13 protein-coding genes are annotated in these 16,975 nt (G+C 61.5%); 9 read left to right on the forward strand and 4 right to left on the reverse strand.

Annotated features, from left to right (window positions below):
* Nucleotides 1–263: 263 nt before the first annotated feature.
* The 4 genes from HB634_RS13610 (at nucleotide 264) to HB634_RS13625 (ending at nucleotide 5,165) form a co-directional block, all read left to right on the forward strand.
* Complete coding sequence (locus HB634_RS13610) at nucleotides 264–698, forward strand: hypothetical protein (protein WP_213948934.1); 435 nt, start codon at nucleotides 264–266, stop codon at nucleotides 696–698.
* Nucleotides 699–775: 77 nt separating this feature from the next.
* Nucleotides 776–2,419, forward strand: a complete 1,644-nt coding sequence (locus HB634_RS13615) for a multicopper oxidase domain-containing protein (protein WP_213948935.1) — start codon at nucleotides 776–778, stop codon at nucleotides 2,417–2,419.
* Nucleotides 2,420–2,621: 202 nt separating this feature from the next.
* On the forward strand, nucleotides 2,622–4,658 hold the full coding sequence (locus tag HB634_RS13620) for an alkaline phosphatase family protein (protein WP_213948936.1): 2,037 nt from the start codon (nucleotides 2,622–2,624) through the stop codon (nucleotides 4,656–4,658).
* A gap of 75 nt (nucleotides 4,659–4,733) precedes the next feature.
* Nucleotides 4,734–5,165, forward strand: a complete 432-nt coding sequence (locus tag HB634_RS13625; RefSeq protein ID WP_213948937.1) for a DUF3617 family protein — start codon at nucleotides 4,734–4,736, stop codon at nucleotides 5,163–5,165.
* Between the two features lie 216 nt (nucleotides 5,166–5,381).
* On the opposite strand, the gene HB634_RS13630 is transcribed toward HB634_RS13625, so the two are convergent.
* Together HB634_RS13630 and HB634_RS13635 are read right to left on the reverse strand one after the other, a co-directional pair.
* Nucleotides 5,382–6,320: a hypothetical protein gene (locus HB634_RS13630; RefSeq protein ID WP_063570564.1), complete on the reverse strand. Its 939-nt coding sequence runs from the start codon at nucleotides 6,318–6,320 to the stop codon at nucleotides 5,382–5,384.
* 4 nt (nucleotides 6,321–6,324) lie between these two features.
* Nucleotides 6,325–7,356 (reverse strand): SPFH domain-containing protein, encoded by a 1,032-nt coding sequence (locus HB634_RS13635; protein WP_063570565.1) that lies wholly within the window; start codon nucleotides 7,354–7,356, stop codon nucleotides 6,325–6,327.
* 241 nt (nucleotides 7,357–7,597) lie between these two features.
* Here HB634_RS13635 and HB634_RS13640 point away from each other — a divergent pair, with 241 nt between their 5' ends.
* Together HB634_RS13640 and HB634_RS13645 are read left to right on the forward strand one after the other, a co-directional pair.
* The gene (locus HB634_RS13640; RefSeq protein WP_063570566.1) at nucleotides 7,598–8,146 is read left to right on the forward strand and encodes an isochorismatase family protein; all 549 of its coding nucleotides are present in this window, start codon (nucleotides 7,598–7,600) and stop codon (nucleotides 8,144–8,146) included.
* A gap of 106 nt (nucleotides 8,147–8,252) precedes the next feature.
* Nucleotides 8,253–10,490: a hypothetical protein gene (locus HB634_RS13645; protein WP_213948938.1), complete on the forward strand. Its 2,238-nt coding sequence runs from the start codon at nucleotides 8,253–8,255 to the stop codon at nucleotides 10,488–10,490.
* A 25-nt stretch (nucleotides 10,491–10,515) separates the two neighbouring features.
* Here HB634_RS13645 and HB634_RS13650 read toward each other — a convergent pair whose 3' ends face one another.
* Complete coding sequence (locus HB634_RS13650) at nucleotides 10,516–11,628, reverse strand: J domain-containing protein (RefSeq protein WP_213948939.1); 1,113 nt, start codon at nucleotides 11,626–11,628, stop codon at nucleotides 10,516–10,518.
* A 195-nt stretch (nucleotides 11,629–11,823) separates the two neighbouring features.
* Here HB634_RS13650 and HB634_RS13655 point away from each other — a divergent pair, with 195 nt between their 5' ends.
* Together HB634_RS13655 and HB634_RS13660 are read left to right on the forward strand one after the other, a co-directional pair.
* On the forward strand, nucleotides 11,824–12,078 hold the full coding sequence (locus tag HB634_RS13655) for a helix-turn-helix domain-containing protein (protein ID WP_213948940.1): 255 nt from the start codon (nucleotides 11,824–11,826) through the stop codon (nucleotides 12,076–12,078).
* On the forward strand, nucleotides 12,075–13,406 hold the full coding sequence (locus tag HB634_RS13660; RefSeq protein ID WP_213948941.1) for a type II toxin-antitoxin system HipA family toxin: 1,332 nt from the start codon (nucleotides 12,075–12,077) through the stop codon (nucleotides 13,404–13,406). Before HB634_RS13655 ends, HB634_RS13660 begins: the two co-directional genes overlap by 4 nt.
* Here the strand turns inward: HB634_RS13660 and HB634_RS13665 are convergent.
* Nucleotides 13,397–14,977, reverse strand: coding sequence for a glycoside hydrolase family 30 beta sandwich domain-containing protein (locus HB634_RS13665; RefSeq protein ID WP_213948942.1), 1,581 nt, complete (start codon nucleotides 14,975–14,977; stop codon nucleotides 13,397–13,399). The two genes, HB634_RS13660 and HB634_RS13665, sit on opposite strands and share 10 nt — an antisense overlap.
* 352 nt (nucleotides 14,978–15,329) lie before the next feature.
* Between HB634_RS13665 and HB634_RS13670 the strand changes: the two genes are divergently transcribed.
* Nucleotides 15,330–16,964, forward strand: coding sequence for an alpha/beta hydrolase-fold protein (locus tag HB634_RS13670; protein ID WP_255548584.1), 1,635 nt, complete (start codon nucleotides 15,330–15,332; stop codon nucleotides 16,962–16,964).
* Nucleotides 16,965–16,975: the final 11 nt, after the last annotated feature.

The following is a 16,975-nucleotide window of genomic DNA, read 5'->3' on the forward strand; positions in this document are numbered from 1 at the left end:
TGTGCGCACAGTCATACGGCACCTGCTGACGAACAGCTGGAACTCGTTCATCGCGCGCTTCGCGTTGGGGATCGAATATGCCGCATGCGGCAGATGGGAAAAGGCGCGGACTCCGGTCTGGTTGACCGTCAATTCCGGTTCTCGCTGAGTGTCCGGCTGGAGCTGACCAAGGGGCGCGGGCGAGCGCTTATGGCTATAGTCTGAGAGATCCGCTTATGACCCGATCGGACACTTAACCTCGCATTCGTCCAAGGACCGTAACCATGCTTCCCGATGATGTCGCCCGAGAAATAGCACGCCGTTTCAGCGAAGCATCCGACCAGTGCGGAAAATCACTTCGGGTGGTCATGACCCACCAAAGCCTCGGCCAGGTCAAGGTCTATGGGAAGCTCGTTGGTAACTTCATGGGACACAGCTACACCAATGTACTCGCGCCGATCTGGCACGCAAATCCGGGTTTGGCACCGGTAGAAATGCAGACTCCATATGTCGCGCCGAAGGCGGAGCTTGCCCCGGAATCGAGAGAGGCGCTGGAGGCATTTCTGATGGCCGCTCGCTCCAGTATTGAGTTTACGAAGCAGCACATTCCAGAAGACCAGCAAAAATCCTTGTTCGCTTACGGCGGTATGGAAGAAGTCGTAGAGGCCGCTGATGCAATTGCTGCCTTTCTGGCGGAGCCTCGCTTCAAAGACGACTGATGTCCTGAACTGAAACATCCTTGTCATTCAGGCGACCTACGGTTGGTTGCTCGACAGGCAATCAGCGGTAATCTCCCATGGATAATTCCCGACGCCGTTTCCTCGGCGTCGCCGGCGGATTCGCCGGTGCATGCGTTTTCGTCGATGCATGGCGCGTGGCCCAGGCGATGGAGTCGCCGATGGCCATGCCGATGACGCAACGGATGGCCATGCCGGCCCTGGCCGCGCCGAACGTGCCGCTGGTGAACCCGGTGACCATGGCAAGGTTCGTCGATGTCCTGCCGGTGCCACCGATCGCCTTGCCCACGGGCAAGCGTACCCACGCCGCGTTCGGAGGCCGGGAGCTGCCGCTCTACCGCATGCCGATGCGGGCATTCAGTGCCAGGGTGCACCGGGATCTGCCGCCGACACCGCAATGGGGTTACGCAGGGTCTACGCCGGGCCCCACGATTGTGACGCGCCGTGGCGAGCCGGTACTCGTGGAATGGGCCAACGAGCTTCCCACCCGGCATTTCCTGCCCATTGATCACGGTATTCATGGCGCGGAGAGATCCAAACCCGACGTTCGCACCATCACCCATGTGCACGGTGCGCGCGTTTCCGCGCCGAACGACGGTTGGCCTGAAGACTGGTACGTGCCCGGTAAATCGGTGACCGCCCTTTACCCGGGTGACCAGGACGCCACCACCTTGTGGTACCACGATCACGCCATGGGCATCACGCGGCTGAACATCTACGCGGGCCTGTTCGGCAGCTTCCATGTGCACGACGACGACGAGCAGGCCCTGGGTTTGCCCTCGGGCGAATTCGACATTCCGTTGATGCTCTACGACCGCCTGCTCGCCAAGAGCGGCAAGCTCTACTACCCGATTTCGGACGATCCCGAAGCGCCCTGGGTGTCCGAATGCCGAGGCGATGCGGTGCTGTGCAACGGCAAGCTGTATCCGTATCTGGAAGTGGAGCCGCGCCGCTACCGCTTACGGCTCATCAACGCGGCCAATACCAGCTTCTTCAACCTGTCGCTGTCACACGGCAAGCCGTTCCAGCAGATTGGCAGCGACCAGGGGCTGCTGGCAGCGCCCACCGATCGCCTGAACATCGAACTCTACCCGGCCGAACGTGCCGAGGTGATCGTCGACTTCAGTGCTTATGCAGGCCAGTCGGTGCAGCTACGCCACCAGGCCGACGGCATCGTCGAGTTCCGCGTTCGCCCCAAGGGTCGCCGCGATACCTCGGTGGTGCCGGCCGCGTTACGGCAGGTCCAGCGCATCGATCCATCCACGGCGGTGCAGGACCGCGTACTTGCACTCGGCGAGCAGGACGATTCGGGTGGCAATCCGATGACGATGCTGCTCGATGGAAAGATGTGGGGCGATCCCATCAGCGAAAAACCCAGGAAGGGCACGGTCGAAACCTGGACGTTCGTCAATGTGACGGGCGACGCGCATCCCATCCACCTGCACCTTGTGCGGTTCCAGGTGTTGGAGCGCCGTCCGTTCGACCTCTTCGCGTGGAACGCCCGCAAGGAACTGAAGTTCACCGGGCCATCGATACCACCGGCCGCACACGAAGCCGGCTGGAAAGACACCGTGCGCTGCGACCCCGGAATGGTCACCCGCATCATCACGCGCTTCGATGGCGAGCCAGGCAAATACGTCTGGCACTGCCATTACCTCGAGCACGAAGACAACGAAATGATGCGCCCCTACGAACTGGTCTGAAGCCCTTTTGCTTTTTGGCGGCGGTAACGATTGTTCGCAATATCTTGCGTTGACACGTGAGCGTCATCACACCCCCGCGCATTGTCGCCTGCGTGACCACGATTGGTCACATGCGGGGCAGATGCTCACGGCAGTCGACGGGCCACCCACAACCTTAGTCGACAAGCATCAGGGGGAGACTTCCAGTAGGGAGAGATTCACAATGGTTACGTCGTTGCGCCGCACGCGGCTTTTGCCGCTGTTGATGGGTGCGCTTTCTGTCGGCCTCGCCGGCATCGTCAGTGCACAGGACACCACTCCGCCCGACCACGATGCGCAGTTCCGCAAGAATGTGCCCGTGGCTCCCTTCAAGAACCAGGCTGGCCTTCCCGGCGGCGTCGTCGTGCTGCACAAGCCGACGCACGGCCAGGACAACAGCGACAATACCGCCACCCCGATCAAGCACGTGATTCTGTTGATCGGCGAAAATCGCACGTTCGACCACGTTTTTGGCACCTACACGGCGCCGAAGGGGCAGTCGGTCGACAACCTTCTGTCCAAGGGCATCGTCAATGCCGACGGCACGCCGGGTCCGAACGTGGACCTTGCCACGCAGTTCATGGCCTCGAGCACCGGCAAGTACGACATGTCGCCGAAGAAGGCCGGCAAGTACAAAACGCTTCCGCAGATGAACACCGGTGGCGCACCCACCGCTGCGCCCTTCGCTTCCGCGGCGCAGGCGCAGGCCATTGAGCCGGCCCTACCCGATGGCACCTACGACATGCTCGCTGCTGGTGGCACGGGCCTGCCGAACGGCGTGGTCGATACCCGTTTCCCGGCAAAGCTCGCCAACGCGCCGGTGGATATGCATGCGTCGATCAGCTACGACGCCTACGCCAACAGCCCCGTGCACCGCTTCTTCCAGATGTGGCAGCAGCTCGACTGTGACACCAAGGTAGCCACCGCCGCCAACCCCAGCGGTTGCCGAAACGACCTGTTCCCGTGGGTTGAAACCACCATGGGCGCAGGCAACAACGGCGCTCCGCTGCCGGCGAACTTCAACGACCAGACCACCGGTGAAGGCTCCACCGCCATGCAGTTCCTGAACATGGACCAGGGCGACGCGCCTTACTTCAAGGAGCTGGCCCAGAAGTATGCGCTGAGCGACAACTTCCACCAGTCGGTGATGGGCGGCACGGGTGCCAACCACATCATGCTGGGCTTCGGCACCTTGATCTACTACGCCGACGCCAACGGCAATCCGGCCACCCCGCCGGAAAACCAGATCGAGAATCCGGACGCGCAGTTCGGTACCAACAACTGGTGGGTGCAGGACGGCTACGGTGGTGGTTCGTACGTCAATTGCGCTGACGAAAGCCAGCCGGGCGTGAAGCAGGTCAAGAACTACCTGCGCTCGCTGCCTTACCTGTCTTTCAAGGGCACGGACTGCAAGGCCAAGGCCTACTACCTGGTGAACAACTACAACCCAGGCTATATGGGTGACGGCACGCCGGCTCCGCTGGGCGCCGACCAGTTCACCATCCCGCCGACCACGCAGGAGAACCTGGCGCTGCTGCTGGAGAAGCACAAGGTTTCCTGGAAGTACTACGGTGAAGGCTTCGGTGGCGGCAAGGAAGACGGCGAGGCCGGCACCTTCTGCAACATCTGCGATCCGTTCCTGTACTCCACCCAGGTCATGACCAACCCGGAACTGCGCGCCAAGAACCAGGACATCAACGACCTGTACGACGACATCCAGAACAACACGCTGCCGGCCGTTTCCATCGCCAAGCCGGACGGCATCCTCGATGGCCATCCGGCATCGTCGAAGCTGGACCTGTTCGAAGGCTACGTGCGCAAGATCGTCGAAATGGCCCAGGCCAACCCGAAGGTATGGGACGACACCGTAATCATGGTGACCTTCGATGAAGGTGGTGGCTACTACGATTCTGGCTACATCCAGCCGATCGACTTCTTCGGCGACGGCACGCGCATCCCGCTGCTGGTGGTGTCGAAGTACTCCCTCGGCGGCAAGGTCGTGCACACGTACTACGACCATGTCTCGTTCGACAAATTCGTCGAGGCCAACTGGAACCTGAAGGACCAGATCTCCGCTCGCAGCCGCGACAACCTGCCTAACCCGGTGTCGTTCAAGGAGCATCCGTATGTACCGGTGAACGCGCCGGCCATCGGCAACCTCATGGACATGTTCAACTTCACCAGGAAGGACGTCAGCGACACCACCGCGATCGTTGACTGATCGCTCACGGTTCGCTCGATACCGACCCTGCCCGCGAAAGCGGGCAGGGTTTTCGTGGTTGCAAGGAGTCAGATGATGATGAAGCTTTCCCTGCTGGCCGCTATCGCCGCGTGTGCATTTGCCATGACTGCGGCCACACCTGTCCACGCCGATCCCGGTGACTTCGGCGCCATGCCCGGGCTGTGGAAAATCCTGGTGCGGCACGTGGTCAACGGCAAGGCAGGTGCACCGGAAGTGCATTGGCATTGCGTAGATGAAGGTGCAGATCCTTGGGCCACCTTCGCCGCGTGGACGCCGGCGGAGGGCGATTGCACCGCCACGGACCGGCAACGCCGCACTACGTCGCTGGCGTGGAAGCTCTCCTGCAAGGCGGACCCGCCGGCTTCGGCGCATGTGGATTTCGACAGCGCCAAGCACTACACAGGCAGCGTCACGACCGAAGGCCGCGGCGAGATTACGCAGGTGGTGGGCGACCGTTACGCCGCCTGCACCAGCCCGCAGGATTAACGCGGCGGCGGTAGCCACAACTCCGTCGTCCACACTGTGCAGGACGTAGACGATCACAATTGAGCTTTAGATAGCCCCCTTACCACCATGAGCGCAGGCTTGGCATGCTGGACGAGTGCCGAGTTTCCGCAGCTGTCGCAAGGCCGAAGCAGGTAAATCGTGACAGTTGGTCCACTGATCATCCTTTGATCCATAGGGTTACGTCGACAGGCTTCGTCAGTTCACCAACTGCCCGTATCGTTCCGCAAGACTGATCGTCGCGGTCATACCGGCATTGAACTCGAGGAAGTCGGCCTCGATGCCGTCGCTGAAGATCACGCCGTAGCCAGCCATCTGCGAGACAAGCCGCAAAGGCTGGTTGCGCGTGACTTGTCCGAACACCAACTCGACCTGCGTCACCCGACTGGGGAACGGCTCTCGCACCGTGAACTGCAAATGGTCGGCATCCCACGCAAATCCGTGCTCGCGCAAGTCCTGTACGGAACCTTCAAGGTTGTGGCCCAGGATGCCAGCCGCCCCCGCCAGCAGACTCTGAAACCATCCTGTCGATCCAAGTCCCGTCGACACAATCAGTCCGCTCGACGAATGGGTCTCCGATCGATTGCCCTGCTGGATCTGGTACCGCGCCGACACGTGCGTTCGCGGACCGATGAAGAGGTCGTTGACCGCATGAAGCTCCTGTCCGTCGCTTAACGTCGCGCGCGCCATCGTGACGCGATTCAACGACCGCTTCCCGGCAATCGCCTCTGGCGTGAGGGCGGCGAGGTCTTTAACTTCGAAGGGCAGGAGTACACCGTCCCATCGGGCGGGATCGGGATTGACCCCGATGACAGGCTGCGCACCTTTGAGGTATTTGAGCGTGTTCGCGACCAGGCCATCCTGCCCCAGTACCACGACCAGGGCATCCGGTGCGAAGAGGTAGTTGGACAGAAATCCACGATCCAGCCGCTGGACACGGCCGAATCGACCCAGGGTCGCCTCGGCCGTCTGCACCGCATCCAGATAGATACGATGCTCCGCCTCATAGTCCGAAAAGTCCGCACCCAGGTGCTCGACGTAGAAGCGTGCCTGTTCGATCGTGTTGAAGCGTACGATCAAGTCCTCCAGCCGCGTCTTGCGAGTCACCAGCACGATCCGCTGGTTCAGTGCATCCATGTCGTCAGGCCTTGGCCGGCGACTTCGCTCGCGGTTGCGTCAGTTGCTGCAGTAGATCCGGCGAGATGTTGAGTTCGCCGATGCGCCCGGCACCTTCGGCGAGTCCCTGGAACGCCTGCGCAATCAGCACGCTGGAATCGGCCTGCCCGACCATGAGGACCTGCAGTACCTTCGGATCGATGCCCTGCACCGCCTTCATGGTGGCTGCTACCGCATAGGCCTTGGCATCGGCTTCGGTCCGCGCATTCTCCGCTCGCAGGGAGGTCAGACTCTTGTTCTTGTCTTCCAGGGCAATGCGGCCCGCCAACTCCTGGTCCTGGATCGCCTGGCGCTTTGCCAGCACCGCTTGCTCGGCTTCCAGCTGTGTCTCTCGGATCTGGCGCTTCTTGGTTTCCACCGCGATCTCGGTATTGAGCTCGTTTTCCTTGACCGCTCGCTCCTGCTCAATCGCGGCATTGCGGCGTACGTAGGTCGCGTCATCGGCTTGCTTCAGGATCTGCTCGCGGACCTGGGCCTCAAGCGCACGCGCCGTCTCCGGATTGGGCTTCACCGCCAGGACCGACAGATTGACCAGTTCAAGCCCGAGGCTGGAGAGGCCATCGGCGCTTTGCAGGCCCTGGCGCACCACCTGGACCAGGTGATCGGAGCCGCGCAGCAGCTCCTGGAGGGTTTGCCCCTGAAGCACCGAACGCAGCTTCACCTGCACGGCATTGACCACCCGCTGCGGCAGCTTGGTTCGGTCTTCCGACGCATAGCTGCCATCGGGCTTGAGCGTGAAGTTCATCAGACTGGCGAGCGTGGTCGGCGCAGCCACGCGATACGTGACCTGTCCCTGCACGGTCACGACCTGGAAGTCGCTGCTGACCTCCTGGAACATGAAGGGCACATCCACGCTCTCCAGCGGGATCGAGACCAGCGTCGCGCTGGGTGCAAAGTACCAAAACGTGAGCCCGGTGCCTTCGCGCACGGCAACGCCGTTCTTGTACTGGATGACGTAGGTACTGGGACTGGCTTTGACGTAGCGATAACCGAACATGATGCTGCCCCCTTGGCTGGATGCATTCTCCGATCTCCCGACGTCATCCTGTTTGAGGAGCACCGGGCCCTGGAGTCCAGCCGCAACTTTATCGGTTTCGATAGCCGGCTGTCTCGCATGAGTGGCGGCCAGTCCAGACGTGCATCCATTTTGCACAATAGTGCATTGTGAAATTTCGGCATTCCCCCCGGGGCCGACGGCAACCATGTTGGTTGCTCATCAACTCTTCCTAGGCTCGAAAATGACCAGGCAAGCGCTTATTGTCGTCGACATCCAGAACGACTATTTCCCCGGCGGGAAGTGGATTCTCGATGGCGTGGAAGCAGCAGCGGACAATGCGGCGCGGATCATCGCAGCCGCTCGCCGGAACGGCGACCTTGTCGTCCATATCCGCCATGAAACGCTGGTCGAAGGTGCTCCGTTCTTCGTCCCCGGGACGGACGGTGCAGAACTGCACACGAAGGCCATGAACCTTGCCGATGAAACCGTGATCGTGAAGCACTTCATGAATCCGTACCGAGAAACGCCGCTCAAGGCGATGCTGGACAGCCACGGCATCGAGAACGTGACGGTGGTCGGCAACATGAGCCACATGTGCATCGACGCCGTGACGCGGGCCTCGGATGACGTCGGTTTCAAGGCCACCGTGATCCACGATGCCTGCGCCACTCACGACCTCGAGTTCAACGGCGTGAAGGTTCCGGCCAGTCAGGTCCATGCCGCCTTCATGGCGGCCCTGCAGTTCGGGTATGCCAACGTGGTATCGACCCAGGCCTTCCTGGGCGCGTAAGTCGTTGTTTCAGGATCACGCTCCGAAACCTGGCGCTCGCCCTCGCTGAAGCCGGTCAGGTTATCCTTGACCCGACCGGTCATTCTTCACTGAAATAAGCGATCCCATGAAGTCACGCTCGTTCGCCCAGCTGTTTGGCGTGTTGGTCCTTGCCTGGGTCGCTCTCAATCTTCCGCTGCTGCTTGGCCTGCGCGTCCTTCCCGGCGACGCCATGAACGAGTTCTACCCGATGGTGTACTTCAACGTGCACAGCATCCGGACGGGCCTCGCACCCTGGTGGAACCCCCTCATCTTCGGCGGCTACCCGCAAATCGCGGACCCCCAGGCCATGCTGTTCTCTCCGCTGCTGATGGCCTGGATGCTGCTGCGCACGGATCCGGGCACGACCTGGTTCGTATGGGCCGCGCTCTTGCACGTGCTGATGGGTGGCGGTGCGTTCCTGGCGCTCATGCGCCGGTTCGGCAGTACGGATTTTGGCGCCACACTGGGTGCCATTGTCTTCATGGCGGGCGGCGTCGCCGCATCGCGCATTCAGTACGTACCGATCGTTCTGGCTTACAGTTTCCTCCCCGTGACGCTGCTGGCACTGCGTTGGTTTCTCGACCGGCCAGCCGTGTGGCGAGGTGCCATCGCGGGTCTCGCCGCTGGCGCCATTCTCGTTGAGCCGGTGCAACTGACCTACCTGATCGGGCTGATGCTCGTCCCCTATGCCGCCTGGGTAGTGGCGGCTCGCTGGCCGTCCTGGACGCCACAGCTGCGTTATCGTGTCATCGCTGGTGCCGTCCTCGGCGGTGGTATCGCGACCGCGATGGCGCTGCCTCAGCTGCTCCTGAGTTATGCCTTTGTGGCGGTATCCAATCGCCCTCAGCTTCCACTCGAATCGGCGACGTCGATGTCCGTCGACTGGCGCACCTTCCTCACCCTGTTCGACCCGAACGCGCTACAAAGCCTGCGTGGAAAGTACACCGGCGCGGTCGACCCCATTGAGACCTTCCTCTACATCGGCGCCCTTCCGTCGCTGCTGTTCTGCATGGGCCTGAGAAAGGCATGGGCCGTCCCCATACAACGACGTCACCTCATTTTCTTCGGGGCAACGTCGATTGCCGCGATCGTCTACATGGTGGGTGGCCATACGCCGATTTACGGCTGGCTTTACCACACGTTGCCAGGAATAAAACAGTTCCGACGGCCTTCGGACTCGGCATACCTGCTGAACCTTGCACTTGCCGCTGCCGTCGCGTTCGGGGCCTCGCACGTCGACCTCGCTGATCGCCGACGGATGACCTGGCTGCTGGCGGCGGCGACCTGCTGGCTCCTCCTCGCCAGCCTCGCCATGCGCGGGACGGGCGAGGGCTGGCAGGCCGCCAGCATCGTCGCGCCGATGGCTGCGGCCGCGGCGCTATGGCATGCACGCCGCTCGACGAATACCCGGCACGTGGCGATCGCCCTCCTGGCGGTAGTCGTCGTCGACTACCGCTGCTTCAACCTCAATGGCGAGTTCAACCAGCGCGGCGATGCGGGAAAGAAGTTCAGGGAGAACGCGGCGGTGACCTTCCTCGCGACGCGACTGCGCGACATCCCACCGGGTGAGTTGCCACCCCGTATCGAAGCCACCGACCTCGGCGCGGGATGGAAGAATCTCGTCGTCCTACGCGATCTGCCGGCGACACACGGTTACGGGCCGCTGCGCTGGGTGATCTTCGACCGCTTGTACGGCGCGTATTCGGACGGGGACGGTCCGCGCCCGACCACGGTCTACAATCCGGATCCTTCCGGCGCCATGAACCGTATGCTCGGCGTGGCCTACGTCGCGCTGCCCGCGGGGACATCCACACTTTCCTGGCAACACCCTCCGGTGTTGCCAGCGTCACGGGTCTACGCGGACGACAAAACGGAGATCATCCGCACGACATCGTCACCCAGCGTTGTCGCGCCCACCGAGGCTATCGTGCTGCCCCTGGGATCGCTGCCCTCGCCTGCGGAGTTTGCCTCCGCCGACTTTGGTCACACTGTCTTTCTTACCCCGCGCGATCAGGCGGACGCTGACCTGGTCACGCAGGACGCCGCGACCTGCACGGGCCAGCTCACGATACGGGCATCGCAGGCAACCAACATCCGCACGGACATCAAGACCTCCGGTTCGGCGCCAGGGTGGCTGGTGATGTCGGGTCAGGATTTCCCCGGCTGGGTGACACGTATCGACGGGCAAGAGGTGCCGCACCACCGGGCGAATGGGCTGGTGCGCGCCGTCTGCGTCCCGGCGGGTGAGCACACGGTTACGTTCACTTATCAGCCGTCGCGCATGGTCAGCGAGGTGCTGGGGCGACCCACCGCGTGGCGGTGAAGGTAAGTGGTTCGCTCGACAGGGGCTAGTCGAACAGATGGTCGTTGTGTTGCGCGGCCAGTTCGAACTTCATGCGCTTCAGCCAAGGCTTAAGACGCTTGATGTCGTCGAACACACGCATATCGCGTTCGGCCAGTTTGACGTGCTCGCGCAAGCTTGTGATTTGAGCAGTGAAGACGCGTTTGACGTTCTTCGGCGTTACGGACGACATCGGATTCATTCGGCTTTTCATCAGATAGCTGAGTTGAATCTCACCGAGCTCTGTATCGAGATCGCTCAGCTGCTGTTTCAGGATCGCGTTCCAGCGCTTGAGCTTTTCCTCGCCGACATTTTCCAGGGCCGCCTGGTCAATGTGCTCCAGCTCCAGCTGGATTTCGAGCAGATCGAGCAGGCTCCGGCTGGCGTAGGCCGTGTTCACCCGTTTCATCAGGGCAACCTTCCGTTCGCGCTCGACAGGATCACTCTCGCGATCGGGATGCAGCACGCTTGCCAGTTTTCGGTAGACCTCGCGAATCGATAGATGGATTTCCGCCTGCTCGGCGCGCGCACGCTCTTCGGCCGCTTCCTGCTTTGGCGTCTTCTTGCGCTTCGCGTGATACGCCGCCCTCTCTGCCCGCGCTTGCTCGTCTCGCTTGTCGAGTTGCTCCTGCACATGCCGGAGAATGTCGTCGGGCGAACTGAGATCGACATCGTCGCCGATGTCGATATCGAACGTGGCCTTCAGGTCATTCCGCAGGTCCTCCATGGCCTCAGCTTCGACGTCAGCATCCGGCGCCTTGTAGCGCTCGTAAATCTCAGCGAGCGAAGGATCGTCGACGGACGGAAGAATGAGCTCCGCGAAGTAACAGATCAGATCGGCGACCGTCTGACGCTCGCCTTTGGTAAGCGCCTTCTCGCCATACGATCCGTCGAGGCGCTGCACCATCTGAATACGCACCGTGTCGAACTCAGCCTTGAGGGGTTCGAACTCATCGTTGTATCGCCGCTGGAATTCGGGACCGAACGCCTCCCATTCGGCCAACGAAGCCCGGCGCTTCTCAATTCTGGCGATCAGCGCGTTGAACGCTTTCTGGCCTTTTGAAAGGAGCCGGTCGGCGCCAGCGCCAGTCGCGCCGATGGGGTTGAGCGTTTTCTTCACGATGAAGCGATTCCGGGAGCACGAGATGATGCGCCGGATATGTTAAGGCATGAGGTCGTTTTCGCTGTCGCGTTGGTCCAGCCGGTGGAAGTGGCGCGGCTGCATCCGCTCCCTACCGGAACCGAGACGCTTGCACTTATTGATATTTACATCAATAATCTGGCTTAACTAGCCAATACTTGACGTATTTATCAAATGCAAACTCTGGCTGAACTCGGCGAGGCTGTTGCCACCAGGCGCAAAGCGCTTGGCTTAAAGCAGGCCATGGTCGCTGAAAGCGCAGGAATCACCCCAGAGTCGCTATCGCGTTTCGAGCGCGGGAGATCGGCGGAATTTGGCTCGCGCAAGCTGCTAGCGGTGCTGGCCGTCATCGGCATGGAACTGCACTTCATCGAAGAGGGTGCATCCGGCTCATTGGATGAACTTCGCAAGGAGCGGGGAGGCACATGAAGCTGTCGGTCTACGTGCTGGGGCGCGACGTGGCTACGCTGGAGTCGGTGGGCGATTTCCGCAGCGTGCTCACTTACAACGCGAGAACGGCACCCAACGATTTCGTCTCGCTAACAATGGGCGTACGCACCGAGTCCTGGGGTTGGGACGATACGCTACCTCCGGTTCTACAGATGAACCTCCCCGAGGGCTATCTTCTCCAGGTGCTGCAAGAAAAGTTCGGGCCGCACGTCGGCGCCAGTCCGTCAGCCCTGCTTTCCGTCGTAGGTCGCAACATGGTGGGGCGTCTGCAAGTCGCAGCGCCTGGCGCCAGGTTGGATGAACCGACCGAGCCTATCGAAGTTTCCGCGCTGCTAAAGGGTGACAATTCCGAAGAAGCGTTCGCCGAACTGGTCCGCCAGCACGCGACCAGCGGTGTGTCGGGCGTCGTGCCCAAATTCCTGGACGCTCAGGACGAGCGCATAGCATTGGGGCCGCACCATAAGGCAACGCTGCTAACGCGCCGGCACATCATTAAAGGCTCTTCGCGCTTATTACCCTTTGCAGCTTTGAACGAACACCTGTGCATGCGGGTCGCCGCTAAGGTCTCACCGGCCGCAAAAACCGAAGTCTCCCAGGATGGACAGGCACTGGTGGTGCACCGTTTTGACGTGGACGAGCATGGCCAGCCGCGGTGGGGAATGGAGGATTTCTGCGCACTGCTCGGCATGCGCCCGTCAGCGAAATACGACGCCACTTGGGAGCGTGTCGCGAAGGCGGTGCGAGATCATGTCCCGGGCACGTTGCGAATCAATACCTTTCGCCAACTGGCGACCACGCTGCTGCTCACTTATGCATTAAGAAACGCCGACTGTCATTCCAAGAACATCGCTCTTCTCTACACCTCGCGAACCGATGTCCACCTGGCACCTGTGTACGACATGCTAACCACCAGCGTCTATGCCGGATACCGGCACAACCCTCCAGCCATCTCGTTCATGGGAAAGAAAACGTGGGCGCCTGGCAAGAACTTGCAGACATTCATTGCGAACACCTTCGGAATTTCAGCGAAAGAGCAGTTGGAGATTGTCGAAGGCATCGGCCAGGCGGTTTGCGAGGTGGCACCGGCGGTACGCGTCGCCATGGAGGAACACCCGGCTTTCAGGGACATTGGAAAGCGCATGCTCCTTGCGTGGGATGAAGGCATCAACGGGCTACGCAACAAGAAGACATATGCACTGGGCGCAGCTCCGTTAGGAGATGCCTTCGCTGGATTCTCCGACCCACCGAAACTGGAAGACGCAAAAATCAAGATCGGGCGTTCGGAGCTTCTAGGACGTCAAAAATGATCGAGTCGTTGCTGGAGACGATTCCCACCCAACCACCGTTGCGCCCGCCGTATCCATCCAGCAGCCAGATCCGGATCCCACACAAAAGTCGCCACACTCTCTGGCGGCATCGGGTATTCGAATCGATTCTTCCCGTCGACGACCGAGACGCGTCGAATCTCCTTGTTGAGATTCACCATCACCAAAGCGATCGATCCGTCGGAGTCGTTCTGAAATGCGACGTTCGCAACACCATTGTCGTTGACGTCGGTATCCGTGGAGTTCACCCGGAATGCTCCCGGCTCGACGAAGCGGCTGAAGTGCGCCAGCGCGTAGTACTCATCGTTGCGGGTCACTTCGCCCGTTTCCGAGTCGATCGTGATGACGCCTTTGCAGCGCGAGCACCCACCAAAGTGGGGACCGTGATTCTCGTCCAGTGCAAGGTTCCAGTAGACCACGCCACGCGCCCACTGCCTTATTCCCGTGACGAGCAGGTTTCGTGAGAACCAGAGCAACTCGCCGTTGACGGACAAGGGCCACTCACCGCCGGTGCACTCCGTTATGTACGCGTCCTTGTCGGGATGCGCGCGATGCACACGGCCCTGCTCATGCTGGCTGCCGCCATAGCAATGCCACGCGACGCCATCGATGTAGCGCGCGGCGTCGGGATCGGCCAGCACGGCCAACGGTTCTTCGACAGGGGTCCAGTTGTGGTCCCATTCCAGGATGCTGGTCTTCGGTTTGCGACTGGCCAGTTTCGGGCCGAGATATTGCGAGACCAGTCGCGCTCGCGTCTTGGCACCCATGGTCATGCCCGGATAGCTGATCGGCGCGTAGGCGGGTTCGTTCTGCAAGGTCAGGGCAAAAATCGGAATGCCCTGCTTCGCGTAAGCGTCTAGGTACTTGACGAGATAGTCGGCGTACGTGCTCTCGAACTGCTCTTCCAGTTCCCCGCCCAGCAGATTCTGGGTGGTTCTCATCCATGCGGGTGCGCCCCAGGGCGATGCGATGGTGAGCATCCCGGGATTGATGGAGAGGACTTCCCGCATCACAGGCACGACGTCCTGCAGGTTGGGCGCGATGTTGAAGTGCTTGAGCTGCGGGTCGGTCTGGCCGAAGGGAATATCGTCCAGCGTATAGACGTTCAACGAGAAGTCCGACGAGCCGATGGTCAGGCGCATCATGTTGAAGTTGAGGTTGGGCGGCGGGCCATATAGCTCGCGCAGAATGTCGTCGCGCTGCTGCGCGCTCATGCGGGTGTGGAGGAGCCATGCCGAGGAGTCCGTCATCGCCGCGCCAAAACCGGTGATGGTCTGGTACCGGGTCTTTGTATCGATGACGATATCGGCGCTCGCCGCATCTTGGGCGCTCACCTCGATATCGGGTTGACGCGCCAGCTTCAATTGGTGATCTGCCGTGCTCAGCCAAACGTCGACGGCGGGCATGATCTGACGGACCGGGGGCGCCGCTTTGGCAGCCGCCACGATGGGCGCTACGAAGCGCGGCACATAAAGGGCAACCAGGCTGAGCAGGGAGATCAAACCGATGGAAGCGGCGACTGCCCAGCGAGGACCCACCTCTCGCTCATCCATGGCGCCCGGACATCCTGTCGCTCACGTTGCAGCTCACCTGGATCACTACGCTTTCCACTTTTCGCCTCGATTCAGCATAGCGAACCTGCCGCGGGGCCGATAGACCAAGCCGATGCAGCGCTCAGTCGGCCGCGGAAAAATGCGCCATCTGGTCCACCCCTGCGCCCGAGAGCATCAGGCGCGAAAACGAAGAAGACTTCGCAGCTTCCTGCGTGAAGACCGACGATGGATGCTGGCCGCCGGCACCGCCGGCAAGGGAAGATATCGACACACGGCTCGGTCAGGCGGGTCGATTCGGTATTACGATCTCCCCCCGGGCAAGGGATCGTCCGAATGAGGAAAAATCAAGAGCATGACGACGCGCACCACCCTATGGATCGTGGCCCTGATGCTCTCAGGGCTGCTAGGTAGCGCCGTCACGCTGCGCTGGCGGGCCAGCCATACGCCGCCCATCGTCCTGGTAAAGCTCGACGGCGCGGCGAAGCGTCCCGTGTCGGGTCGCTTGCTGGTCTTTGCGACCCTGGCCAAGAACGCAAAGGCCCAGGCCAAGGGCGGCAAGGTGACCCAGGTGGACGCGGATCCCTGGCATCCCACGCGGACGGCCGTGGCGGCGCGTGAGATCGTCAGGCTGGCGCCGGAGCAGACCACGGAGATCGACACGGACGCGGTTGCCTTCCCTACCCGCTTCTCGGAACTACCGGCGGGCGAGTATCTGCTGCAGGCCGTGCTGGACCAGGATCACAACTACAACTACAGCGGACGCGACACCGGCGATCTGGTCAGTCCGATCATCAGCGTGCGCCTGCCCCTTGTCGTTTCTCCGACCCTCGCACTGGTGCAGGTGCAGGCCGATCCCGATCCCTGGCAGCTGGACTGGGAGACGCCGGAAATACGCGCCGATGCGCCCGAGGCCCGACGAAGCACCCAACCGCTCGATGTGACAAGCCGGCTGCTTTCGAACTTCTCGGGACGCCCGACGCACATGCGCGGATGGGTACTCCTGCCGCCCGGCTACAACAGCGGCGCCCGCACACGGTATCCCACGGTGTATTTCACCCATGCTTACGGCGGAGACAAGAACAGCCTTGTCGACGATGTCGTCACGGTGCATCTCGCCACGAGCAAGGGCGAGATGCCGCCGATGATCTGGGTGTTCCTCGACCAATCGGGCACCACCGGCACGAACGAGTTCGCCAACTCGGTGAACAATGGCCCTTGGGGAGACGCCCTCACGAAGGAGCTCATCCCTGAGCTCGAGGCGAAATTCCGCATGGATGCCAAGCCCTCCGGCCGCCTTCTCACCGGGCACTCATCGGGTGGCTGGGCAACGCTGTGGCTGCAGACGCAGTATCCGAAAATCTTCGGTGGCACGTGGTCGACCTCGCCCGATCCGGTCGACTTCCATGACTTCTCCGGCGTGGATATCTACACACGCAACGCGAACTTCTATCGAAGGCCGGACGGCATGCTCTGGCCCATCAGCCGCGTTCACTTTCACGGGGAGGGGTCCTTCGCCGATGCCGCGCAGCTGGAACGCGTCCTGGGTCCCTACGGCGGACAAGTGTCATCTTACGAGTGGGTGTTCTCGCCGAGGAATGTCGACGGAACACCGATGCTTCTGTTCGATCGCTACTCAGGCCAGATCGACCCCCAGGTCCAGGCCTACTGGATCGAGCACTACGATATTGCGCGATACATTCGCCTGAACTGGCCGACACTGAAGCCGGACCTCGATGGCAAGATCCACATCGTCGTGGGTACGGAAGACAGCTGGTATCTGGACGGCGCCGTGCACAAGCTCAAGGCCGTGCTCGACGGGCTGCATGCCAGGTCGGATATTCGTTTCCTGCCCAACAAGGCGCACATGGACCTTTATGCCAAGGGGGACGATCCGAATGCCTTGCTCAAGGAGATGAGCCAGCAGATGTACGTGGTCGCGCGAGGGACGGCGTCGACGGCACCGGAGACTCCGTCCGACGACCGATGACCGGCGCCGTG

The sequence above is a fragment of the Luteibacter sp. dw_328 genome (assembly GCF_018449605.1).
Taxonomy (GTDB): Bacteria; Pseudomonadota; Gammaproteobacteria; order Xanthomonadales; family Rhodanobacteraceae; genus Luteibacter.

Bases quoted from the DNA above. Each gene is read 5' to 3' on its own strand.
- HB634_RS13610 (WP_213948934.1), top strand. From the start codon at position 264: ATGCTTCCCGATGATGTCGCCCGAGAAATAGCACGCCGTTTCAGCGAA.
- HB634_RS13615 (WP_213948935.1), top strand. From the start codon at position 776: ATGGATAATTCCCGACGCCGTTTCCTCGGCGTCGCCGGCGGATTCGCC.
- HB634_RS13620 (WP_213948936.1), top strand. From the start codon at position 2,622: ATGGTTACGTCGTTGCGCCGCACGCGGCTTTTGCCGCTGTTGATGGGT.
- HB634_RS13625 (WP_213948937.1), top strand. From the start codon at position 4,734: ATGATGAAGCTTTCCCTGCTGGCCGCTATCGCCGCGTGTGCATTTGCC.
- HB634_RS13630 (WP_063570564.1), bottom strand. From the start codon at position 6,320: ATGGATGCACTGAACCAGCGGATCGTGCTGGTGACTCGCAAGACGCGG.
- HB634_RS13635 (WP_063570565.1), bottom strand. From the start codon at position 7,356: ATGTTCGGTTATCGCTACGTCAAAGCCAGTCCCAGTACCTACGTCATC.
- HB634_RS13640 (WP_063570566.1), top strand. From the start codon at position 7,598: ATGACCAGGCAAGCGCTTATTGTCGTCGACATCCAGAACGACTATTTC.
- HB634_RS13645 (WP_213948938.1), top strand. From the start codon at position 8,253: ATGAAGTCACGCTCGTTCGCCCAGCTGTTTGGCGTGTTGGTCCTTGCC.
- HB634_RS13655 (WP_213948940.1), top strand. From the start codon at position 11,824: ATGCAAACTCTGGCTGAACTCGGCGAGGCTGTTGCCACCAGGCGCAAA.
- HB634_RS13660 (WP_213948941.1), top strand. From the start codon at position 12,075: ATGAAGCTGTCGGTCTACGTGCTGGGGCGCGACGTGGCTACGCTGGAG.
- HB634_RS13665 (WP_213948942.1), bottom strand. From the start codon at position 14,977: ATGGATGAGCGAGAGGTGGGTCCTCGCTGGGCAGTCGCCGCTTCCATC.
- HB634_RS13670 (WP_255548584.1), top strand. From the start codon at position 15,330: ATGACGACGCGCACCACCCTATGGATCGTGGCCCTGATGCTCTCAGGG.